We start from the raw sequence: 21160 nt of genomic DNA on the forward strand, positions 1-21160 counted from the left end.
TCCCTTCGGGTTGATCGAGCGAAGCGGGCATCGCTCGCTGGACAAGGGATCTAGCGCGCGGCATGCCGGGGCGCGCTTGGCGAAACCGACATCGAGCGGGGCGGAACTGACAAATGGCGGCAGCGACGCGGGTTCTCTCCGAGATCGGCCTTCTCATCTATCCCGACGCGCAGCTCGCGGCCGTCCACGGGCTGACCGACCTTTTCCGCATCGCCGGGATGATGGTCGCGGGCGGGGGCGCGCCCGAGCCGCCGGAGGTGCGGGTCTCGCACTGGCAGGTCGGGGAGGACGGCGAGCCGGCCTGCGTCTACGACAGCCATCCCGGGCCCGAGCACCGCTTGTCGCACGTCATCGTTCCGCCGAGCCTCGTGGTGCCCGGCGAGATCCGCGCCGTGGACGCGTCGGCCCGCTGGCTCGCCGGCCTGCATGCCGGCGGCGCGACGCTCTGCTCGGTCTGCGCCGGCGCCTTCGTGCTCGGCCGCACCGGGCTCCTGGAAGGGCGGCGGGCGACGACGCACTGGTACTTCGCCGCCGAGCTCGCCGCCCGCTTTCCCGACGTCCGGGTCGATGCCGACCGCATGGTGATCGACGAGGGCGACATCATCACCGCCGGCGGCATCCTCGCCTGGACCGATCTCGGCCTGACCCTGGTGGAGCGCCTGCTCGGCCCCTCGGCCATGCTGGAAACCACGCGCTTCCTGCTGATCGATCCGCCGGGGCGCGAGCAGAAGCCGTTCGGGCGCTTCGTGCCACGCCTCGACCACGGGGACGGCGCGATCCTCAAGGTGCAGCACTGGCTGCACGGAACGCACGCCCGCGACCACGCGCTGGCCGGCCTCGCCGAGCGGGCCGGCCTGGAGGAGCGGACCTTTCTGCGGCGCTTCAAGAAGGCGACCGGGCTGCGGCCGACCGAATATGCTCAGGCCGTGCGGGTGGCCAAGGCGCGCGAGGAGCTGGAGCTCACCCGCCGGCCGATCGACCAGATCGCCTGGGACGTCGGCTACGGCGACCCGTCGGCCTTCCGCAAGCTCTTCGCGCGGCTGACCGGCCTCGGCCCGGCCGAATACCGCCGGCGCTTCTTCGTCGGCTGACGCGGAGGGCGGGGCCGGGCATGGCGCGGAGGCGAGCCGCCGCCGCGGCCGCGGTCACCATTGGGCAAGGCCTTTGCCGTAGAACCGGATCAACGCCTGCGGCCTCGCGGCTCCGCCCTCGCCGCCGCGGACACATCCCTCATGGACCGCGCCGATGCCGATCCGCCGCCAGCATCGCTACTTCTACCCGATCGACTGGCAGGAGTTGTCGAACGTCATCCGCTTCGGCCGCGCCAAGGGATGCTGCGAGAGGTGCGGGCGTCCTCACGGCCGAACCGTCGCCCATCTCGGCGACGGGCGGTGGTGGGACACGGACCGGGACGCGTGGCGCTCGGGCCGCGGCCGGGTGCTGCGCTCGCTGGCGCCGCCGAGTTCCGAAACGCCCGTGCAGCTCACCAAGGTGTCGCTGTCGACGGCGCACCTCGATCACGACCTCGGCAACAACGCGTCCCGCAATCTCAAGGCGCTCTGCCAGCGCTGCCACATGCTGCACAACAAGCTCGAGCACGTGCGCCAGCGGCGGATCACATATCGCAAGAAGCGCGCCCTCGGCGACCTGTTTCTCGGCCGCTACGTCTGAGCGCCGAGCCGCTCGCGCCGGCCATCGGCCGGCCCGGCGCGAGAAAGCCTCGCGCCGGGCCGCTCGTCCCCTTACTTCGGCAGGAGGACGTTGTTGACGACGTGGATGACGCCGTTCGACTGATTGACGTCGGCGATCGTCACGACGGCCGTGCCGCCGCTCTCGTCCATGACGCCGAGGCCCTGGCCGGAGGGCATGAAGGTCAGCGTGTCGCCGGACACGGTCTTGACGGCGTACCTGCCGCCGTTCGCCCTGGCCTTGCCGAGGAGCTCGCCGGCCGAGTGCTTGCCGGGCACGGCGTGGGCGGTCAGGATCTTGGTGAGCTTGGCCTTGTTCGCGGGCTTCACCAGCTCGTCCACGGTGCCCGCCGGCAGCTTGGCGAAGGCGGCGTCGGTCGGCGCGAAGACGGTGAAGGGCCCGCGGCCCGACAGCGTGTCGACGAGGCCCGCGGCCTTGACCGCCGCGACGAGCGTCTTGTGGATCGGCGAGTTGACGGCGTTCTCGACGATGTTGCGCGAGGCGGGCATGGCCGCGCCCCCGACGGTCGGGTTGCCCGCGGCCATCTGGGCGAAGGCGGCGGGCGCCGCGGCGAGCGAGAGCGCGGCGGCGAGAAGGATCGCTTTCGGCGCGATGCGGGTCATGCGGGTCATAGGGCTGAACTCCTCCATATCGGTCCCGAGGCGCCCGCCGGTTCCGGGAGGCTTCCCGAAAAGCACGCCGGCCGGTGCGTCGGCACGAGCTACGGAGGCGACGGGCTCGCGGATGCAAAAATATCCGCAAGCGGTCTCGCGCGCCGGCTTACGCGATAAGGCAAGTCAAGCATAGCATTGATCCGGAAGGGATAATCGTTCCCCTGCGGCGCCGGCGCAACCTCCGCCTCAGCCCTGGGTGGTAGGAATGCACGGATCCGGGAGGGCGTCGGCGCCCTCAAGCAGGCTTCCAACGCGGCGAACATCCCATGACGTCTTTCAAGCTCATCCCGCCGTCCGGGAACCCGGTCGTCGACGGCCTGATCATCGAATATGCCTGGGCCGATCCCGTTCTGACCTACAGCTTCGGCGCGGGCGACATGAACCGCAACGGCGTGCCCGACTTCGAGGAAGGCGATTGGAAGGCCTTCTATCGCGAGCTGGTCGCCAACGTCGAGTCCTTCACGCAGCTCCGCTTCCAGGAGGTGAGCGGCACCGGGACCATCAACTTCCTGCTCTTCGAGGGCGGCGGCGGATGGTCCGGCATTCCGGGGCCGTGGGCCACCTCGGTCGAGACGGCGGTGGGCATCCATCCGGACGTTCCGGCCTCCGCCGCGGTGGTGCGCCTCGGCACCTATTCCTCGACCTGGTTCCACGAGCTCGGCCACGCCCTCGGCCTGAAGCACCCGCACGAGGTGACGAGCACGCCCGTCCTGCCGGGCGTGAGCGACCCGGCCTCCAAGGGCACGGGCAACCTGAATTCCGCGCTCTACACCTCGATGGGCTACACCTACGCCTTCCTGGGCGAGGACAATCCCTTCACCCCGGCGAACGATCCCGGCGCCGCCGTCCGCGCCCAACCCGGCTCCTTCGGCGCGCTCGACATCGCAACGCTCCAGCACATGTACGGCGCCCGCGCGGCGAACACGGGCGACGACACCTATCGCTTCTCCGACGACGTCGACGCCAACCGCGGCTACACGACGATCTGGGACACCGGCGGCACGGACACTATCGAATATGTCGGACCGAGCCGCGCCAAGATCGACCTGCGGGCGGCCACCCTCCAGGCGGAGATCGGCGGCGGCGGCTGGGTGTCGACGTCGCAGACCCTGACCGGCGGCTTCACCATCGCCCACGGCGTGACGGTCGAGAACGCCGTCGGCGGGAACCAGGACGACATCCTCGTCGGCAACGAGGCGGCCAACATCCTGCGCGGCGGCGCGGGCGACGACCGGCTGACCAGCCATGGCGGCGACGACCGCCTGGACGGCGGCGCGGGCATCGACACCGCCGTTTATGCCGGCGCCTTCGCCGACCACCGGATCGTCAGGACCTCCCAGACGGAAGCGGTGGTCTCCGTGCCGGGCGGCGAGACCGACCGCCTCGTCGACGTGGAATGGATCGCCTTTTCCGATCGCCGCATCGAGCTGTCGACGCTGGCCATCGCATCCACCGGCGTGGTCGACAACGGCGGCGGCGGCGGCGGCGGGGGCGGGACGGGCGGCGGCGTCGTGGTGACCCCGCCCCCGTCCGGGCCGGTCACCGTCGTGACCAATCCGGACGGCTCGGCCACGATGACGCTGACCAGGGCGCTCACGCCCGAGCAGTTGGCGAGCTTCGCCACGCCCGGCGTCGATACGGTCAATTCGCCCATCTCCGTCACGCTGCCGACCGGCATCGAGAACGTCGTTTTGACCGGCACCGACAAGGCCACGGCCGCCGGCAACGGCGGCAACAACCGGATGATCGGCAACGGCGCCGACAACGTCTTCAAGGGCGGCGGCGGCCACGACGTCATCGAAGGGGGCGCCGGCTTCGACCGCGTCGACCTCGCGGGCAGGAGCCTTGCCGACTACGACATGGCGATCGCGAACGGCCGCCTCGTGCTGACGCAGACGGGCGCGGCCGGCGGCGAGGTGCTCCAGCTCGGCGGCATCGAAGCGCTCGGCCTGGCCGGCGGCGGCGTCATCAGCCTGGCCGAGAGCCCGGTCGGGACCCTGTTCCGGCTCTATGAAGGCCTGTTCGACCGGGCGCCGGACCTCGCAGGCATGAACTTCTGGCTGGCTCACCTCAATGACGGCTTCGGCCTCAGCGCGATCTCGGGCGCGTTTGCCAACTCTCCGGAGTTCCAGAGCCGCTACGGCACGCTGAGCAACACCGACTTCGTCCGGGCGATGTACCGCGACGTCCTGGAGCGGACCGGGGAGGACGGCGGCGTCGCCTACTACGTGGAGCGCCTCGACGACGGCCGGCTTTATCGCGGCGACGTCCTCCTGAACTTCGCCTCCTCGCCCGAGGACGTGGCCAGGACGGGCGTCCTGGACACCTCGTTCGCGCTGATCTGACGGAACCGGCCGTGTCCAGAGACGGGTTCGCCATGCCCGAGATCAGGAGCGGTCGGTGTCCTGAAGTTCGGGCGCGACCTGGCCGAAGTTGAAGCAGGCGACGAGCGCGACGCCGCCCAGCATGTTGCCGAGAAGCGTCGGCAGGAAGAACATTCCGGCATAGTCGCGCAGCGTCGCCGCGCCGATGTGGACGAGAAAGGAGGCCTCCACCGAACCCGCGATGATGTGGGCGAACTGGCCCATCGCCACGACATAGGTGACGATGACGATCACGAAGGGCTTGGAGTCGCCCGAGGCCGGCATCAGCCAGACCATCAGCGCGATCAGCCAGCCGGCGAAGACGGCCTTCAGGAAGGTCGTCCAGAAGGGCGAGGCCATCGTCGTGCGCGAGAACTCGGCCAGAGCCTCCTTCGTCTCCGGATCGAAGACGGGCGTGTAGGCGAGAACGGCCGAAAAGATCCAGGTGGCGACGATGTTGGAGGCGAGAACGATCGCCCAGAGCCGCAGGACGAGCCCGAGGCGCCGCCAGCTCGGCCCGCGCAGGAGCGGCAGGACGGGCGTTAGGGTGTTTTCGGTGAAGAGCTGCTGGCGGCCGAGCACCACGATCAGGAAGCCGACGGTGTAGCCGAGCGAGGTGAGGAGGTGCTCCCAGCTCGTGTCCGGCAGCGCCACCATCAGGATCGCGGGCACCACCACGGAGAAGCCGATCGACAGGCCGGCCGCCAGCCCCGACATCATCAGCGCGACGGCGCTGCGCTCCAGCTCGCGCTCGCCCTCGGCGCGGATGGTCTCGTGGATCAGCGCGGCGCTCGGCCGGCTCTGATGATCCACCGCCTTGCGCTCGCCCCGCGTCAGGTCGTCGGCCGAGGAGGCGGGGGTGAGACGGTTCGCGGTGTGGTCGTCCATCTCGTCGCCTCGTTCTGGAAAGAGCGGCCTCGATGGCCGTGACGATCAACTTCGGCCCCGCGGCTTCGGTCCGGTAGCGAGGCGGCGAATTCCGGCGCCTCCTATGCAATGGAGGGCGAGCGCGCGACCGCGCTCGAGGCGACCTCGCGATGTTCGAATCGCCGTCCGGCGATCGCGTTGTGCGCGACATGGCTTGCCGATAGAAGCGGCGCCAGCAAGAACGATCGATGGCTGAGACTGTGCAGACTCCTCTGACGCGCGACGAGCTCGAGGCTGAAAACGCGCGTCTGCGCGCCGCTCTGGAAGCGGCCGGCATCGACGCGGCGCGCGCGGGCGCGGGCGCGGCACAAGCCGAACGCGATGCGCTCCATCATGCGGACCTCGTCGCATCCCGGGATTCCGTCGCCGTCCTCGAGGTCGGTCGGGCCGCGCTGTCGCACAGCGAGTCGCGCCAGCGCGCCATCTTCGAGAGCGCCATCGATTTCGCCATCGTCGTCACCGACCCGGCCGGCCTCATCACCGACTGGAACCGGGGCGCGGAGCGCACCATCGGTTGGACGGCCGCGGAGATGCGCGGCCACGGCGCCGACCGCTTCTACACGCCCGACGATCGGGCGAGCGGCCGCGTTCAAGAAGAGATGGAGGAGGCGCTGCGGGACGGACGCACCGCGGACGAGCGCTGGCACCTGCGCAAGGACGGCGAGCGGTTCTGGGCGTCCGGCGAGATGATGCCGCTGCGCGACGAAGCGGGGACGCATGTCGGCTTCGTGAAGATCCTGCGGGACCGAACCAGCGAGCACCTGGCCGGCCTCGCCCTCAAGGAAACCAAGGAACGCTACCGCCTGGCGGTGAAGGCGACCAACGACGCGATCTGGGACTGGGAGTTCTCCAGCAACCACGTGCTGTGGAACGAGGCGCTGACGCAGGCCTACGGCCATCCCCGGGACACCATCGAGCCGACGGGCGACTGGTGGATCGGCCGCATCCACCCCGACGACCGCGCCCGCATCGAGGCCTCGATCCACGCCGTCATCGACGGGACGGGCACGGCCTGGTCCGACGAGTACCGCTTCCAGCGGGCGGACGGCTCCTATGCCGACGTGCTCGACCGCGGCCACGTCATCCGCGACGACGACGGGCGCGCCGTGCGCATGATCGGCGCCATGCTCGACCTGACGGGCATGCGCAGCGCGGAAAACGCCCTGCGCCTCAGCGAGGAGCGCTTCAAGACGATCCTGGAGACGATTGAGGCGGCCTTCGCCATCGTCGAGGTCAAGTTCGACGCCGAGAACCGTCCGGTGGACTACCGCTTCATCGAGGCCAACCCCGCGTTCGCGCGCGAGGCCGGCGTCGACCTGCGCGGCAAGTGGGTCACCGAGTTCGCGCCCGACCTCGAGGCGTTCTGGTTCGAGACCTACGGGCGCGTGGCCAGGACCCGCGAGCCGGCGAACTTCGAAAGCTACGCCGAGGCGTTCAAGCGCTGGTTCGACGTCCGGGCGGTGCCGGTCGGCCCGCCGGAGGACCGGCAGATCGCGATCATCTTCAACGACGTGACCGAGCGGCGCAACGCGCAGGACCGCCTGCTCGTCAGCGAGGCCCTGGCGCGCGAGAACGTCGAGCGCGTGCAGCTGGCGCTGGCCGCCGGCGCGATCATCGGCACCTGGCACTGGGATCTGCCCACCGACCGGTTCACCGTCGACGAAGGCTTCGCCCGCGCCTTCGGGCTCGACCCGGCGCTCGGCCGCGAGGGCATTCCGCTCGCCCAGATCGTCGAGACCGTGCATCCGGACGACCAGGCGGGCCTGGCCGCGGCGATCAACGAGGTGATCGCGCGCGGCGGACCTTACGCGCACCAGTACCGGGTGCGCCGCCATGACGGACGCTATTACTGGATCGAGGCCAACGGGCGCGTCGACCACGCCCCCGACGGCACGCCGCAGAGCTTTCCCGGCGTCCTTCTCGACGTCGAAGAGCGCCGGGCCGTCGAGCAGGAACGCGACCGCGCCATCGCGCAGCTGCGCGGCCTCACCGAAACGCTGGAGCAGCGCATCTCGGCGCGGACCGCCGAGCTGATGAACGCCGAGGAGCAGCTGCGCCAGAGCCAGAAGATGGAAGCCGTGGGCCAGCTGACCGGCGGCCTGGCGCACGACTTCAACAACCTCTTGGCCGGCATCTCCGGCAGCCTGGAATTGATGAACAACCGCATCAACCAGGGTCGGATCAAGGAGATCGAGAAGTACATGGTCGCGGCGCAAGGCGCGACCAAGCGCGCCGCCGCGCTCACCCACCGGCTTCTGGCCTTCTCGCGCCGGCAAACGCTCGATCCCAAGGCGACCGACGTCAACGCGCTGGTCACCGGCATGCTCGACCTGATCCAGCGCACCGTCGGACCCGGCGTGCGGATCGAGACGGTCGGCAAGGACGACCTGTGGCCCGCCCTGGTGGACCCGTCCCAGCTCGAGAACGCCCTCCTGAACCTTTGCATCAACGCGCGCGACGCGATGCCCAACGGCGGCCGGATCATTATCGAGACCGCCAATCGCTGGATCGACCAGGGCGCGGCGCGCCGGCAGGACATGCCCGAAGGACAATACCTGTCGCTCTCGGTGTCGGACACCGGCACCGGCATGGCGCCGGAGGTCATCGCCAAGGCCTTCGACCCCTTCTTCACGACCAAGCCGATCGGCCAGGGCACGGGCCTCGGCCTGTCGATGATCTACGGCTTCGCCAAGCAGTCCGGCGGACAGGTGCGCATCCATTCCACGCAAGGCGAAGGCACCACCGTCAGCATCTACCTTCCGCGCCATCGCGGCGATGCGGAAGAGGACGAGGCCGCGCCGCAAGGGGACCTTCGGCCGCTCGCCCAGGCCGGCGAAACGGTTCTGGTGGTCGACGACGAGCCGACCGTGCGCATGCTGGTGACGGACGTCCTGGAGGATCTCGGCTACGCCGCCATCGAAGCGGCCGACGGCGCCGGCGGCCTCCAGGTGCTGCAATCCAACGCGCGCATCGATCTCCTGATCACCGACGTCGGGCTGCCCGGCGGCCTGAACGGCCGCCAGATGGCCGATGCGGCGCGCGTGAACCGCCCGGACCTGAAGGTCCTGTTCATCACGGGCTTCGCCGAGAACGCGCTGATCAGCAACGGCCAGCTCGAGGCCGGCATGGCGGTGCTGACCAAGCCCTTCGCCGTCGACACCCTGGCCGCGCGCATCCGCGAGCTGATCACGTCGTAGCGAGAGGCGCGGCCCGCCCAGGTCGCTCCGATCGTTGTTCGGGCACGCTCTTGCCGAGGATCGGACGGCGCGCTCCGGCAGTTGAACGCTCATGTCCTTTGCCGGCGAATGGGCGCCCGAGCCCTACATCCTCGTTCTGACGGGCTTCGGCTTCCTGATCGCGCTCGTGGCGTGGCTGCCGCTCGCGCTGAAGAAGCTGCCGCTGTCGCTGCCGATCGTCTGCATCGCCATCGGCATGGGGCTGTTCTCGCTGCCCGTCATCTCCGACCGGCCGCTGCCGATGCGCTACCCGGACTTCACCGAGCGCTTCACCGAGTTCGTCGTGATCATCGCGCTCATGGGCGCCGGGCTGAAGCTCGACCGCGTCTTCAGCCTTCGCCGGTGGAACGTCACCTGGCGTCTGCTCGGCATCACCATGCCGCTCAGCATCGCGGCGATCACGCTTCTCGGCGTCTGGCTGCTCGGCCTTCCCTGGTTCGCCGCCCTCCTGATGGCCGCGAGCCTGGCGCCGACCGATCCGGTGCTCGCGGCCGACGTCCAGGTCGGGCCGCCCCGCACGGGCGAGGAGGACGAGGTGCGCTTCGGGCTGACCTCGGAGGCCGGCCTCAACGACGGCGCCGCCTTTCCCTTCGTGCACCTCGCCATCGCGCTCGGCACGGCGGGGATCGCCGGCCAGCCCTGGGTCGTCGAGTGGTTCACCTACAACGTCCTGTGGGAGATCGGCGCGGGCATCGCCGGGGGCTGGCTGGTCGGCTACGCCTTCGGCTGGCTGACCTTCCACATCCCGGCGGAAACCAAGCTCGCCCAGACCGGCGACGGGCTGATCGCGCTGGCTGCGACCTTCGTGTCCTACGGCCTCACCGAGATCATCCACTGCTACGGCTTCCTCGCCGTCTTCGTGACGGCGCTGACGCTGCGCGGCGCCCACCGGAACCACGCGTTCCACGAGGAGCTGCACGACGTCACCGAGCAGATCGAGCGCCTGGCGATGATGGTGCTCTTGATCCTGTTCGGCGGCGCGCTCGTCAGCGGTCTTCTCGCCCCCTTGCGCGCCATGGACGTCGTCGTCGCGGTGGCGATCCTGGTTCTGGTGCGCCCGCTGGCCGGCCTCATCGGCCTGGCCGGGTTCAAGGCGTCGCTCGGCGAGAAGCTGACGCTCGCCTTCTTCGGCATCCGCGGCGTCGGCTCGATCTACTACGTCGCCTACGGATTGAACCACATGGAGGTGGAGGGCGGCGAGCACCTCTGGGCGATCATCGGCCTCGTCGTCGTCTTCTCGGTGCTGCTGCACGGGCTGACGGTGACGCCCGTCATGCGGTGGCTCGACCGGAGCCAGGGGCGCGACCCCGACGCCGAAGCGGCGGTCCCGCCGCCGGGACTGCAAGGACCGGCCGCGGCCAAGGCCGACTGAGAACGGCAGACGGGGGTGCATGGCGCCAGCGCCGCGATCCGGCCGGCGCGCGGGAAGATGGTGTCTATGGAGGACGCCTCACTTAGTCTTTATACCATTGATCCAATTGATTTTATTCTGAAGTGGATGGGTACGTCCCCACTTTTGTCCCCACTCCGCTTCTGCGCTGTGCGTCCTTGTTCGCCGGCGTCCGCGATCTGCAACAGGTGCAGCGGTTAGCCCTTCGTCAGTTCGAAGTTCGCAACGATCTGACACACGCCTCCAGTTGGGTGACGAGGACTGACCGACGATCGCGAGGACGATGCCGGCGACAAGCGCGAGCCTGAGGACAACCGCGAGCCGATCTTTGGACAAACCGACGCGGGCTCACAAGAATTGACGTTAACGGCAGATATTCGCCTACTAAGCGTAGAGGAACCATGAGAACGGCATTGCCGTTCGTCAGCCTGAGCTGTTGGTTTTGCAGGGCGCGGACGAGCCCCAGAAGAGCTTGGCCTTCCTCGACGAGATCCACCGGAACGTCGCCGAGACGATCAAGCGCCACCCCTTTGGCAGCGACTAGGCGCGGGAGCCGACGTAGCCTATCTCGCTTCCCCTTGCCTTCCTTGAGCGCATCACCTAGCTGCGCGGCTAAATTGCCGTTGAAGGTGTACCTCGCTTGATCGCCGTTGTCTGTATGAAGTGGGGCACGGCGTTCGGCCCTGAATATGTCAACGTCCTGTTTCGCGGTGTCAAACAGAACCTGTCCGAGCCCTTCAGCTTCTACTGCTTCACCGACAATCCGGCTGGCCTTGCCGATGGCATTGTTGCGCGCCCATTGCCCGAACTCAGCTTTCTGCCGCCTAAGCGCTTCCGCATGGGCTGCTGGCCCAAAATCGGCCTGTTCCAGCCTAAGCTGATCGAGGAGGACCGCGCTCTCTTCCTAGACCTCGACGTCATCGTCACGGGCTCGCTCGACGGCTTTGTCGATCAGCAGCATGCCGAGGGTGGCCTTTACATCCTACGCGAATGGAACTCGGGTCTTTGGAACCTCCTGCCGTTGGCGTTGCGGCCTGATCGCGGCGCCCAATCCTCCGTCTTCGCCTGGAGCCCGACTGAACAGCAGCACATCTACGAAGCGCTCCGCGCTGATCCTGAGGCTTCCTTTGCTGCCTTCAAGAACGACCAGCAGTTCATCCGCCGCATGGCCCGCGGGCTTCGTTACTGGCCACACAAATGGGCCGTGAGCTTCAAGAAGAGCTGCGTCTGGCTTTATCCCTTCAACCTCGTTCTGCCCAATCGGCTCCCGCCAGCCTCGGCCAGCCTCGTCGTCTTCCATGGAGCGCCGCGCCCGCACGAGGTGGCAAGAAGCGGCACGGAGCGCTGGGGCACATCGCGCCGGTTTGGTTTTGGCCCGATTGCCTGGGTTCAGGCGTATTGGTCAGGCAAGGACGATGCGCGCATTGGGCAGCGACGAGTGCCGCCGTCCGTTCGCTCCTCGCTCATGGAGACACCCTCCTTCGTGGTCCTGCTGCTGGCAATCATGCTTTAAGCAGTTTGTTCGTGCCACCTGCATGCGCGCGGGTGATGGCGTCGAAGACCAAAGCTGCATGGATTGACCGCGCGGGGGCAAAATACGCCATGAGCGACAACCGCTTGACCATGCTTGTTCTGGGAGGGCTGGTTGCCGCTGGCGTCGCCTTCGCCGTCGGCTATTGGCTGTTCACAGGTAGCTAAACTGCAAGGATACAGCGCTCGTGATTGGTCAGCCGCATCAGTAGCCAGGGCTCAGCTCGCTGCTCGCCTGGAAGCAAATAGCCGGAAATTGTCTCGTCGGCTTTGTGTGGAGAGGTCAGGCTGATGCTAGCCCTCATATCTCGCGGCGATCAGGACATACCCCATGGCACGAACCGGCATCGCCAAGTTCCATGCGCTAAGCCGTAAATGCCACCAGGGCGGCGGTCACAGCCAACAGCGTGAGCACTGCCGCCAACTTGGCCGGCCCTCGCACGCCGGTTGCCCGCTCGAAATGCCAGGTGCCGTAGGTCGTCGGCAGCCCGAGCACCAATGCGGCTCCGGTGGCGGCCATGCTGGCCCAGATCTCACCTCGCGCAATTGGCCCCAACGCTAAGGCCGCGATGAGGATGGCCACAGCTGCAAAAGCAGCTGCCATTGGCACATAGAGGGCCTTCAAGAGAACCAGGAGGTTCGGCGCCAAAGGTACGCCGTCATTCTCCAAGGCTTGCCGATGGTGTGGTGCTGGCACCGGGCCGAAGGCGTACTTGGCCGCCGTTGCCAGCAGTGCAGCGGACAGGAGTAGGTAGAGGATGACGCTAAACGCAATCATGGCCAACCCTTCTGAAGCTGCCGCGCGCAGTATCAGCGATGATCTTCACGCCTCGAAAGGTGCAACCCTGGCTATCAGGCGCGCGAGCTGGCTCTGGCGGTTGATGCCGAGGCGCGCGTAAACCTGCTTGAGCATGCTACGCGCTGTCTCGTCACTGACCTTGAACAGCTCCGCTGCCTCCTTCAGCGAGTGCCCAGCACCGACCGCAAGGGCGAAGCGCGCCTGCCCGCGCGTGAGGCCAAGAGCGACGAGCACCTGGTCGAGCGGTGGATATCCTGGCATGTCGGGCCTAAGGACTAGGAGGACCACAGCTGGTTCAGATGCGCCGAGGCGCCGATCAGCAACCTGGGCACCGAGGAAGACTGCCCTTAACAGCAGCGGCAGAGCGCTTCCGGGCCTCGGAAGAGCGAGCACCTCAACGGGTGGCGCTTGCGTCGGGCTCAACAGCGCCTGAGAGATGTAGCGCTCGAGGCGGGCTTGGAGAGCAGGCTGCCCCAACGCAAGGCGGCCGCGGCGGATCGCGAGCCCATCGGCTTCGAGGCTGTGCAGCAAGCTGTTGCTGCGCAGAAGCTTTCCGCCCTTGCTCACGATCGCCACTGCGCAGTCAAAGCGTCCCAGCTGGTCGAGAAGGCTCTGATTGAGGGTCTCGGCGGCATTGAGACGGAAGCTTAGGGTAGCAGCACGTCCCAGGTGTCGCCCGAGCGCGGCGAAGCGCTCTCGCTCTTGCTGCGACACGAACTCAGAGTGCCTGAGCCGCGAAGCCCCCAGCCCGAGTTGCATCCCTTCGTAAGGGTGCAAGATCAGAGACAACGTGCTCGACATACCAAGGGAGCGCCGAAAGTCCTGGTAGAAGGGATCGCGAGCCCGCACTTCCGGGGCGATGTAGTCGGTATCGACATAGAAGCCGGCGCCGAGTCGATGTCGCTGCATGTAGGCGAACCAGGGATCGCGGCCGACCCACTCCGTTGCATAGGCTGACGCGGCATGGGCGATGCTGGGCGAGTAGGCGACGAGTGGCTCACCTGCGCCCAACTGAACGATGTTGCCCCCTACGCAGTCGAAGGCGATCGCCATATCCTGGAGCAAGTCTGCCCAACCAGCGGCATCGAAGGCGGTATCGTAGCAACGCTCGACAAGGGCCAGAAATGCAGCCTCTTCCATGCGACCCTCGAGCGACTCCACCGGCTCTGCAAGCCGACTCAACAAAACTTACGTTGCGGAGTGTCTGACGTCTATCCAACGTCATAGCAGATTGCAGCCTTGCGCTTCCTGAACCAGGCCAACGGCGACGACCGCACCTTCGACGAGCTGCCCGGGCCTGTAATCGACGTCGTCTGGCGCATGTTGCTGCGCGGCTGAGCTGAGTGGCACGGCAAGGAGGACTGGCCAAAGCGATCGCGGCTGACAGCTGCCGGGCGAGAGGTGCTGACGGCGATCGATGAGCTCGATAAGGCCGTGGCGCAGATGGCCGAGGCGCGGAGCCGGGGGCTGGTGCACTGACTGCGGGCGCTAACTTCGCCTTTACCGACTCAGCCGATCATCCTCTCACCTCGGGCGGTTGTTCGCTGACGCCAGCCCTGAGCTTTCCGGCCAGCGGCGGGGCGATCGACCCAATCTCGTCCCGCCGCCGGCTTGGAGCCAATTCTGACGCGCGGCCCACAAGCGCGCACCATGCGCTAGCCAGCACGCTACGCGGCGAACTTTCGATAACGAATAGCTCGGCAACCCCCATTCGGGTGATAAGCGCCGATTTTCATGGCCTATACATGAGAATATTAAAATCCAACTGGCCGCTGCAGGTACTTGCCGCAAGGGCCTCGTCGTGCGTTTCTTCATCAGCAGCTAAGCTGATCGGAGGAAATGATGGCAACGATCCGGGGCGATGACGGCAGCAACCGATTGGAGGGTCCGAACGAGGAGAATGATTTCCTGCCGGGGCTCGGCAACGACACCATCATCGGCGGCAACCAGTTTGACACGATCGTCTACAGCCGGCTCGGCTTGACGATACGAGCGACCTTCACCGGAGAAGGATCGGGAACAGTAGAGGCTGACAACGGAAAACGAGACACGTTCTTCGGGATCGAGCAGATCGTCGGCGGTGGCAACAACGACACCTTCATCAATCAGGGTACGTCATTCGTCCGCTTCCGCGGCCAAGAAGGCACGGACACCTACATCGGCTCTGCGGCCGGAGTAGAACAAGTCGATTTCAGGCAGGACGCGGCAGGCGTCATCGTCAATCTGGGTGAAGGCTTCGCGGTCGACGGCTACGGCAATCGCGAGGCGCTTACCCTCATCGACGAAGTTCGCGCTTCATTGTTCGCTGACACGATCGTTGGCAGCGACGGTGCCAACGCCGTTCGGGGTCTCGACGGAAACGACGACATTCGCGGGCTCGGCGGCAACGACGAACTCGGCGGCAACCTCGGCAACGATCGGATCGATGGCGGAGAGGGAACCGACTTCGCTTATATTGATGCCGCCCGCGCGGCTTCCACAGTCACGCGCAATGGATCGTCGAACTTCACGATCACGTCTTCCGACGGCACGGACACGCTCCTCAATATCGAGCGCCTCATCTTCAACGATCAGAATTTCGCCATCGACACCGGGGCGGGCCAGACCGCCGGCTTTGCCTACCGCATCTACCAGGCGGCCTTCGACAGGGCGCCGGATGCGGGCGGCCTGAGCTTCTACATCGACCTCATCGATGGCGGACGATCATTCTCCAGCATCGCGCAGAACTTCGTCAACTCGCCGGAGTTCGCCTCCGTCTACGGCGCGAACGCTACCAACGAGGAGTTCATCGGCAGGCTCTACCAGAACGTTCTCGGTCGGGCCGGCGAGGCAGGCGGCGTTGCCTTCTACATGGACGTGCTGACGTCCGGCAAAGCCAGCCGAGCCGACGTTTTGGCCGGCTTTGCGGAAAGCCCGGAGAACGTGGCGCTGGTGGCTCCCGCCATCAGCGAAGGTTTCGCCTACGGCTGATCGTAAGTGTAGTCTTGCTGAGCATTCCCCGTCGCGCTCTCTGCGCGACGGTGGTTTGCTGGCATTCCCGCCAACGGGACCTCAGCACGCTCGGCTTTTACCCCGTGAGTTCGGATCTGGCTTTAGGTCAGCTAAACGTCCCCTTGGTCGTCTGCGTGATGTGGTGGAGGATGCGCTTAGGCAACCGCTGCTCGCCATAGTCGCGGAAGGTCGCCTCGCCCTCGCCCTTCACCATCCCGATCGTCCCAGCCGGGCCGAGCCCGGAGTAACTATTCCGCCACCTGGCAGATGAGGTTGCGGCTCTCTTGTAGGATCTCGTTCATACGCTTCCGCCACTCGACTGCCCCTGCCGAGCGGGCGCCGTGCTTCCAAGCGTTCTGATTTCCTCTCGGGGCTCCCGCTGAGCGCCCACCGTGCATCCGGCACCGGCCGTTCGCCATAGCGGGCGAGCAGCACGGCCGCCCCGTCGTTCGAGCATGGGCGCAGCAGCGGGGCGCCAGCATAGCCCTGTGCATGGGGTTGTCCGTCACCTTCCGTAGCTCCCCCCGGTCGCGAGGAGGGCGGCGTCGATCTCTTCTGCCCCTTCGACCACCACCGGTACCTCTTCGGATTTGCCGATAGCGGCAGGCGCGACCTCCATGGAAGATCCATGCGTCACAGGCCCGACGATGGCCTGCCCGCCCGCGTGAACATGGACATGCTCGACCCGGACGGTCTGCTGGCCTTTGCCGCGGTGCTTGTCGAGCGCCTGCACCAGCGTGGCATAGGAGCGCGTTAGCTTGCTCGCATGGGCAAGGTTCTGCTCGCGTCCTTGGAAGGTCTGCCCCTCAATCATAGCCCGCCGGAAGCACTCCATGGCGGCGTTGTGGGTGGCGACCATCTGGGCGGCGAGCATGCCCTCTAAGGCATCTGTCGGCGCGATGTTCGCCATGGCGCCGGCCGCATGAAGCGCCCGAAGGTCATAGGCTTCGGTATTCGGGGCCGTGCCTCCATACCAGACGCTTTCGCATGCCTGATGCAGCGTGCGCGTGTTGAACACCTCGCTCTTGGTGCCGGCAAATTCACGATGTGTCGCATCCTCCCGCTCGTAGAGCTTCAGCGTCCGATCGGACGCGCCATCTGTTGACGTGGGTTGACGCCTTGGCGATTGGCTCCCGGTCATTGGAGCGTCTCCTTCCGCTCGGCGACGATGATGCCGTTCAGCGCCTCGATTGCGGCTTCCAGGTCCTCATCCGTCATGTGCTCGAACGGATCGACCTTCACGTTGAGGTCCTTCGGCAGGATGGAGGCCATGACCTTCAGGTAGGCGTCCGGCTTCTCCTGCCGCACACGGGCGATGACCTCGGCGCCGTGCTCGTCGAAGTCGGCATGCAGCGCCTCGATGAACGCCTCGCCGAGCTTGTTGCGCGAGCCCTTCGGTCGTCCTGCTGGGTTACCGCTCCGCCCAGCCTCGAAGGGCCTGCCAGCCTGTTTCTGCCCTGTATTATCAGCGGGCATGAACCCCTCCCTGCCGCTCACGGCGCTCTTCGACGGCCTCGCCTGACGATGCGGTCCCAGCGCGGCTGTAAAGCTGGCCAAGGAGCCTCATCGTCTGCCCCTCCACCTTGCGGCTGGAGGGCCGGGACAGGAGGAGCCGAGCACGTCCTGGGTTCAGGAGCGCATCCGTCACGATGTCGTCGACCTTGGCGAGGCCCGCCTGCCGTGCCTTCGCCATCAGCTCGGGCACGAGGCCGAGGGCGGCGCCGGTAATCGATCCGCTGTAGAGCACGCCGCCGGCTGCCGTGGAGCCGCCGAGGACAATACGCTGAAGGACTGACATCCCGGCATCGCGCCCTGCCGCGAGCATGTCCTGAGCAGTGTTCGACTGACCGGGGATGCGCACCGCCGCGGCCGAGCGGTTGGAGCGCTGGAGGTCGGCCGCGATGTCCTGCATCAGCTTCACCTCGTCATCCGAGAAGCCGGCCGCTCGCAGGGCTTCCACGTTCCTGCGGACGAATGTTTGGAACTGGTCGCTACGGATCGTCTGGCGCCCGCTCGTGGCCGCTTCCGTATTGCCGACGAGGCGGGACGTGATGTGATCCGCCACGGCCTTGCGGAGCCCTTGCCGGGCTTCCTTGTCGTCGCCGATCGCCGCCCGGATGCCGCGGATCTGCTCCACACCGTCCTGACGCGAGAGGATCCCGCCGATCATGTTGGAGACGGTGCCGGGATCCTCGGCGCCGAGGAGGCGGCCGAGCGCGCCGGCCTGCGCTTCGTCGAGGGCGCGCTTCCGACCGCGAGCGACGTTCGCCATCATCTCGGAGGTGCGGGCGGCGTCTGCGAAGCGAGCGTCGAGTTCGGGCAGGGTGCGCAGGGCATCGGCATGGGACCGGCGCCAAGTGGCGACCTTAGCGGGGTCGAGGGTGCCGTCCTCGCGCAATGCCGCCTTCCGCAGACGATCAACGGCATACGCCTCCACGGCCTGCATGGCTTCCGGAGTCTGGACCGCCTGACGGAAGGTGGCGAGGGCTTCCGGGCTTTTGGGACCGGGGAAGAACAAGCGGCCGATCACCGCCGCTGACGGCATGTCGTAGGAGGCGGTGGTCGACGGCCGGCGCCGCATGGGCGCGAGGGTCCGGTTGTCGAAGGTCTGTGCCCGGTTCCGGGTCGCAGTCGTCGCGGCGCTCAGGCGCTCTCGGGCGGCTTCGTCGAAGTTGGGGGAAGCGGGTTGGCCGCTCGCCAGTCCCGGATTGCCCGAACTTGATCCAGATCCCCTTCGCGTTTCGCCTCCTGCTCCGCGTATGCCAGGAACGGTAGCCATTCGTCCGGATGCATAGTTGCCAGGACCCGCTGCACTCCCCGCACTCCTTGCAACCGCCTGTCGTCCGCCGACATAGCTCTCCTGCCTGCTCTGGAGCTTCGCGGCGATCGTGTCCTCAAAGGACATACGCCCTACGGCAACCGCCTCGGCCTCTTGCGCTACCTTGGAAGAGATAGCCTCATCCAGGTCGCGCTCCAAGGCACCCCGCACCTTGGACAAGCGACCATAGGTCTGCGTCTCGCCTTTGGTGCGACGCTCCTCGCGCAGTGCATCGCCCAGCATCGAGCGCAGGTCCGTCACCTCCGAGAAGGGCATGGTGTCGTCGAGGTCGGCAACGGCCCGGTAGATGCCGGCTTCTCGCTCGGAGAGGTCCACGAACCGCGAGGCGTTGGCGATGATGTCGGCGGCCGCTTGGCGCACGTTCACGACCGGAGCGACGAGGAAGCCATCCGGGTCGACGGCTTCCCACAAGCGGTTCTCCTCGGCCTTCGCCGCCGCCCGTGCCGCTTCGTAGGAGCCCCGCACAGCGTCGCCGGTCGCTTCGGGCACCATGCCGGGGCCGAGGGCTTCGACGCTCGCCCTGGCGCTTCCCTGCGCCGCGTCGAGGCCGGATTGGGTCGTTCGGTCGATCAGGTCGAGACGCTGGCGGATGGCGGCCGTCACCGCTTCCGGAGCACCGCCGGGCTGAACACCCTGGAGAGCGTCGAGGCGGGCGGCGTTCTGGTCGGCGGCACGCTGCTGAAATAGCTCGGGTCGCCGAGTTGCAGCACCACGCTCGGCGGCGAGGATGCCCATGTCTCCCGTCGCCTGTCCCGTCGTCGGCATTGAGCCCGGCACGAGTTCGGCCGAACCCTCGTCGAGAGCCGCGCGGAGGGCCGCGGGATCGGTGGCGCCAGCTCGAAGCCGATCGGCGGCGAGACGTTCGCGACCGGCTTGTGTGAGAGGTGCTAGCGCCCTGCCGCCTGCCTGCGCGCTTCCACGAATAGCCCCCGGCACGCCTGCCGCCGTCGCAGCGGTGCCGCCCGCCAGAAGGCCGCCAGCAAGAGCCGCCACCGGCTTGAGCTGATCCGGAGCGGCATCCGCCGCAGCGCTCGCCCCTGCACTCGCAGCACCGCTTACAGCAGCTTCGCCAGCAACGACGCCGGCCGAAGAAGAACGCCCGAGGAGGGCTGCGCCAGTTTGCGCCATAGGAGCGGACAGGGCGCCAGCGCGAGACAGGGCACCAACTACGCCCGCGCCAGCTACCGAGCCGCCCACGCCCACACCAGCGGCACGAGCATAGCGCTCCTCGGCGGTGCGAGCCCTGGTGTTGGCTGGATCTAGCGCAGGGTGCAGGCTGCCTGCCGCCGCCGCGATAGAGCGCGATCCGCCTACCGGGTTGTCGATCGTCGGCAGCTCGGCGCCCGTAACGTAGTTTACCCCGCGGATGCCGGCGTTCATGGCGCCGGCCATTACATCCACCGGCAGCCCAGCCAGGCCATACATGCCTTCGTTGACGCCGGCCGTGCTGTTCATGGCGGTGCCGCCGTACTCACCCGGAGGCGGGCCGCTATTCTCGCCGAAGAACTGCCGGCTCCGGCGAGAAGCCGAAGCCAGAGCGTCCTTCATGGCGGGGCTTTCCTCACCTCCGGCCGGCGCGAGGCCGAGCGAGCGCCCGATCTCCTCCACAGCGGCGTTCTGCTGCTCCGGCGACATCGACAGGAACTCATCGCCGACAGTGACGCTGCGGCCTTCGATGGTCAGGGTCGGCATCAGTTCACACTCCAGGAGAGGCCCGAGGATGTGCGGCCGGTGGAGCCGCCCGAGGTGGAGCTGCCACCGCCGGAGGCGCGGCTTCCGAGAGTGCCCCGGCGGGCACTGATGGCACCTTCTCGGGTCGCCTCAAGGTCGCGTTCCAGGCGGTCCAGCTTGTCGAGGATCGTTTCGCGGCTGTCGTTCGGTTGGATCTGGTAGCGGGCCGCTTGGTTCTGCGCCTCCGACACCGACATGCCCGCGCCCGTCAGGTTGCGAACGAGCGCGTCGCGCCCCGTCTCGACCGCTCGCCAGATCTCGGCCCCGGGACCAACGCCCAAGGCCAAGCCCGCCCGGTTGCCCAAGCCGCCCGCGGTGTCGCCGTCGAAGATGCCGCCTTCGACCCGCTCGCGGATGCCGGGGTTGTTCGGGTCCTGCCGGCGGTAGTCGTCGAGGTAGGCGTCGCCCATGCCGATGCGGGCGCCCATCTCCGCGGGAAGCTGTTCACCGCCTGCGCCGCCGCTGCCACCGGCCGCCTTGATGCCGCCGACGCGGACGGGCTGCATCGTCTGCGGGTCGAGATATCCCTTGAACTCGCGGCCGGTCTCCTCGTCGTAGAAGGTTTCGAGGTTCGGAGCGCGCCTCCCGAGCCCACCGCTGCCGCTGGAGGAGCCGAGGAAGTCCATGAAGGTGCCGTTGTAGCCCTGGGACTTTGCGAGGTTGTATTCCCGCATGCTGGAGGTCGGATCGCCGCCATAGCCAAGCTTGGCCTTGCGAGCCTCCTCGTCTCGCTGAAACCCTTCCGTGAAGGCCTGCGACATGGGCAGGCCGGCGGTGACAGCCTCCGCGAGATCCGGATGGCGAGCCCGCAGCCAGTCGACAGTGGCGTTGCGCTCCCGCTCCGCCTGCTTCTCCTTCTTGCGATACGTCGCCGCCGTGAGACCCGCCTGGGCCACTCCGTCGAACATGCCCCGCTGAGCGCTGGGCGTGCCGTGGTTCGACAGGAGCGCCAAGCCCATCTGCGTCATGGGGTTCGTCAGCCAGTCGCTCA

Annotated in this window: 15 protein-coding genes; 7 read left to right on the top strand and 8 right to left on the bottom strand. The window is 67.4% G+C overall.

The genetic code is table 11. From position 1 onward, the window contains the following. The first annotated feature begins 113 nt into the window (after window positions 1-113). The gene (locus FZN60_RS09675) at window positions 114-1091 is read left to right on the top strand and encodes a GlxA family transcriptional regulator (protein WP_158873265.1); all 978 of its coding nucleotides are present in this window, start codon (window positions 114-116) and stop codon (window positions 1089-1091) included. A 154-nt stretch (window positions 1092-1245) separates the two neighbouring features. Beyond that, window positions 1246-1671, top strand: a complete 426-nt coding sequence (locus FZN60_RS09680) for a hypothetical protein (protein WP_158873266.1) — start codon at window positions 1246-1248, stop codon at window positions 1669-1671. Window positions 1672-1742: 71 nt separating this feature from the next. Here FZN60_RS09680 and FZN60_RS09685 read toward each other — a convergent pair whose 3' ends face one another. Further along, window positions 1743-2321: a fasciclin domain-containing protein gene (locus FZN60_RS09685; RefSeq protein WP_422570125.1), complete on the bottom strand. Its 579-nt coding sequence runs from the start codon at window positions 2319-2321 to the stop codon at window positions 1743-1745. A 308-nt stretch (window positions 2322-2629) separates the two neighbouring features. Here FZN60_RS09685 and FZN60_RS09690 point away from each other — a divergent pair, with 308 nt between their 5' ends. Next, a complete protein-coding gene (locus FZN60_RS09690; protein ID WP_158873267.1) occupies window positions 2630-4708 on the top strand; it encodes a DUF4214 domain-containing protein in 2079 nt (692 codons plus the stop codon). A gap of 42 nt (window positions 4709-4750) precedes the next feature. On the opposite strand, the gene FZN60_RS09695 is transcribed toward FZN60_RS09690, so the two are convergent. Beyond that, on the bottom strand, window positions 4751-5614 hold the full coding sequence (locus tag FZN60_RS09695) for a formate/nitrite transporter family protein (RefSeq protein WP_158873268.1): 864 nt from the start codon (window positions 5612-5614) through the stop codon (window positions 4751-4753). Between the two features lie 227 nt (window positions 5615-5841). On the opposite strand from FZN60_RS09695, the gene FZN60_RS28875 reads away from it, so the two are divergent. The 3 genes from FZN60_RS28875 to FZN60_RS09710 all read left to right on the top strand — a co-directional run bounded on the left by FZN60_RS28875 (window position 5842) and on the right by FZN60_RS09710 (window position 11792). Next, a complete protein-coding gene (locus tag FZN60_RS28875; RefSeq protein ID WP_158873269.1) occupies window positions 5842-8850 on the top strand; it encodes a PAS domain-containing hybrid sensor histidine kinase/response regulator in 3009 nt (1002 codons plus the stop codon). Between the two features lie 91 nt (window positions 8851-8941). Further along, complete coding sequence (locus FZN60_RS09705; RefSeq protein WP_158873270.1) at window positions 8942-10261, top strand: cation:proton antiporter; 1320 nt, start codon at window positions 8942-8944, stop codon at window positions 10259-10261. Window positions 10262-10919: 658 nt separating this feature from the next. Further along, window positions 10920-11792 (top strand): glycosyltransferase, encoded by an 873-nt coding sequence (locus FZN60_RS09710; protein ID WP_158873271.1) that lies wholly within the window; start codon window positions 10920-10922, stop codon window positions 11790-11792. Window positions 11793-12173: 381 nt separating this feature from the next. On the opposite strand, the gene FZN60_RS09715 is transcribed toward FZN60_RS09710, so the two are convergent. Both FZN60_RS09715 and FZN60_RS09720 read right to left on the bottom strand, forming a co-directional pair. Then, window positions 12174-12587, bottom strand: a complete 414-nt coding sequence (locus FZN60_RS09715) for a hypothetical protein (protein ID WP_158873272.1) — start codon at window positions 12585-12587, stop codon at window positions 12174-12176. 45 nt (window positions 12588-12632) lie between these two features. Further along, on the bottom strand, window positions 12633-13748 hold the full coding sequence (locus FZN60_RS09720) for a helix-turn-helix transcriptional regulator (protein ID WP_158873273.1): 1116 nt from the start codon (window positions 13746-13748) through the stop codon (window positions 12633-12635). A 702-nt stretch (window positions 13749-14450) separates the two neighbouring features. Here FZN60_RS09720 and FZN60_RS09725 point away from each other — a divergent pair. Next, a complete protein-coding gene (locus FZN60_RS09725) occupies window positions 14451-15578 on the top strand; it encodes a DUF4214 domain-containing protein (RefSeq protein ID WP_158873274.1) in 1128 nt (375 codons plus the stop codon). A gap of 526 nt (window positions 15579-16104) precedes the next feature. On the opposite strand, the gene FZN60_RS09730 is transcribed toward FZN60_RS09725, so the two are convergent. Genes FZN60_RS09730 through FZN60_RS09745 form a run of 4 tightly spaced genes read right to left on the bottom strand, consistent with a single transcriptional unit; the run spans window position 16105 to window position 21122 of the window. Further along, window positions 16105-16740, bottom strand: coding sequence for a hypothetical protein (locus FZN60_RS09730; RefSeq protein WP_158873275.1), 636 nt, complete (start codon window positions 16738-16740; stop codon window positions 16105-16107). Then, entirely contained in the window at window positions 16737-17075 is a 339-nt protein-coding gene (locus FZN60_RS28630) for a DUF5681 domain-containing protein (RefSeq protein WP_199266527.1), read from the bottom strand. The genes FZN60_RS09730 and FZN60_RS28630 overlap by 4 nt, the downstream gene beginning before the upstream one ends. After that, complete coding sequence (locus FZN60_RS09740) at window positions 17065-20130, bottom strand: hypothetical protein (protein ID WP_158873276.1); 3066 nt, start codon at window positions 20128-20130, stop codon at window positions 17065-17067. The genes FZN60_RS28630 and FZN60_RS09740 overlap by 11 nt, the downstream gene beginning before the upstream one ends. Beyond that, the gene (locus FZN60_RS09745) at window positions 20130-21122 is read right to left on the bottom strand and encodes a hypothetical protein (protein WP_210253413.1); all 993 of its coding nucleotides are present in this window, start codon (window positions 21120-21122) and stop codon (window positions 20130-20132) included. Before FZN60_RS09745 ends, FZN60_RS09740 begins: the two co-directional genes overlap by 1 nt. Between the last annotated feature and the right edge of the window lie 38 nt (window positions 21123-21160).

The sequence above is a fragment of the Antarcticirhabdus aurantiaca genome, assembly GCF_009765365.1.
In the GTDB taxonomy this organism is placed as follows: Bacteria; Pseudomonadota; Alphaproteobacteria; order Rhizobiales; family Rhizobiaceae; genus Antarcticirhabdus; species Antarcticirhabdus aurantiaca.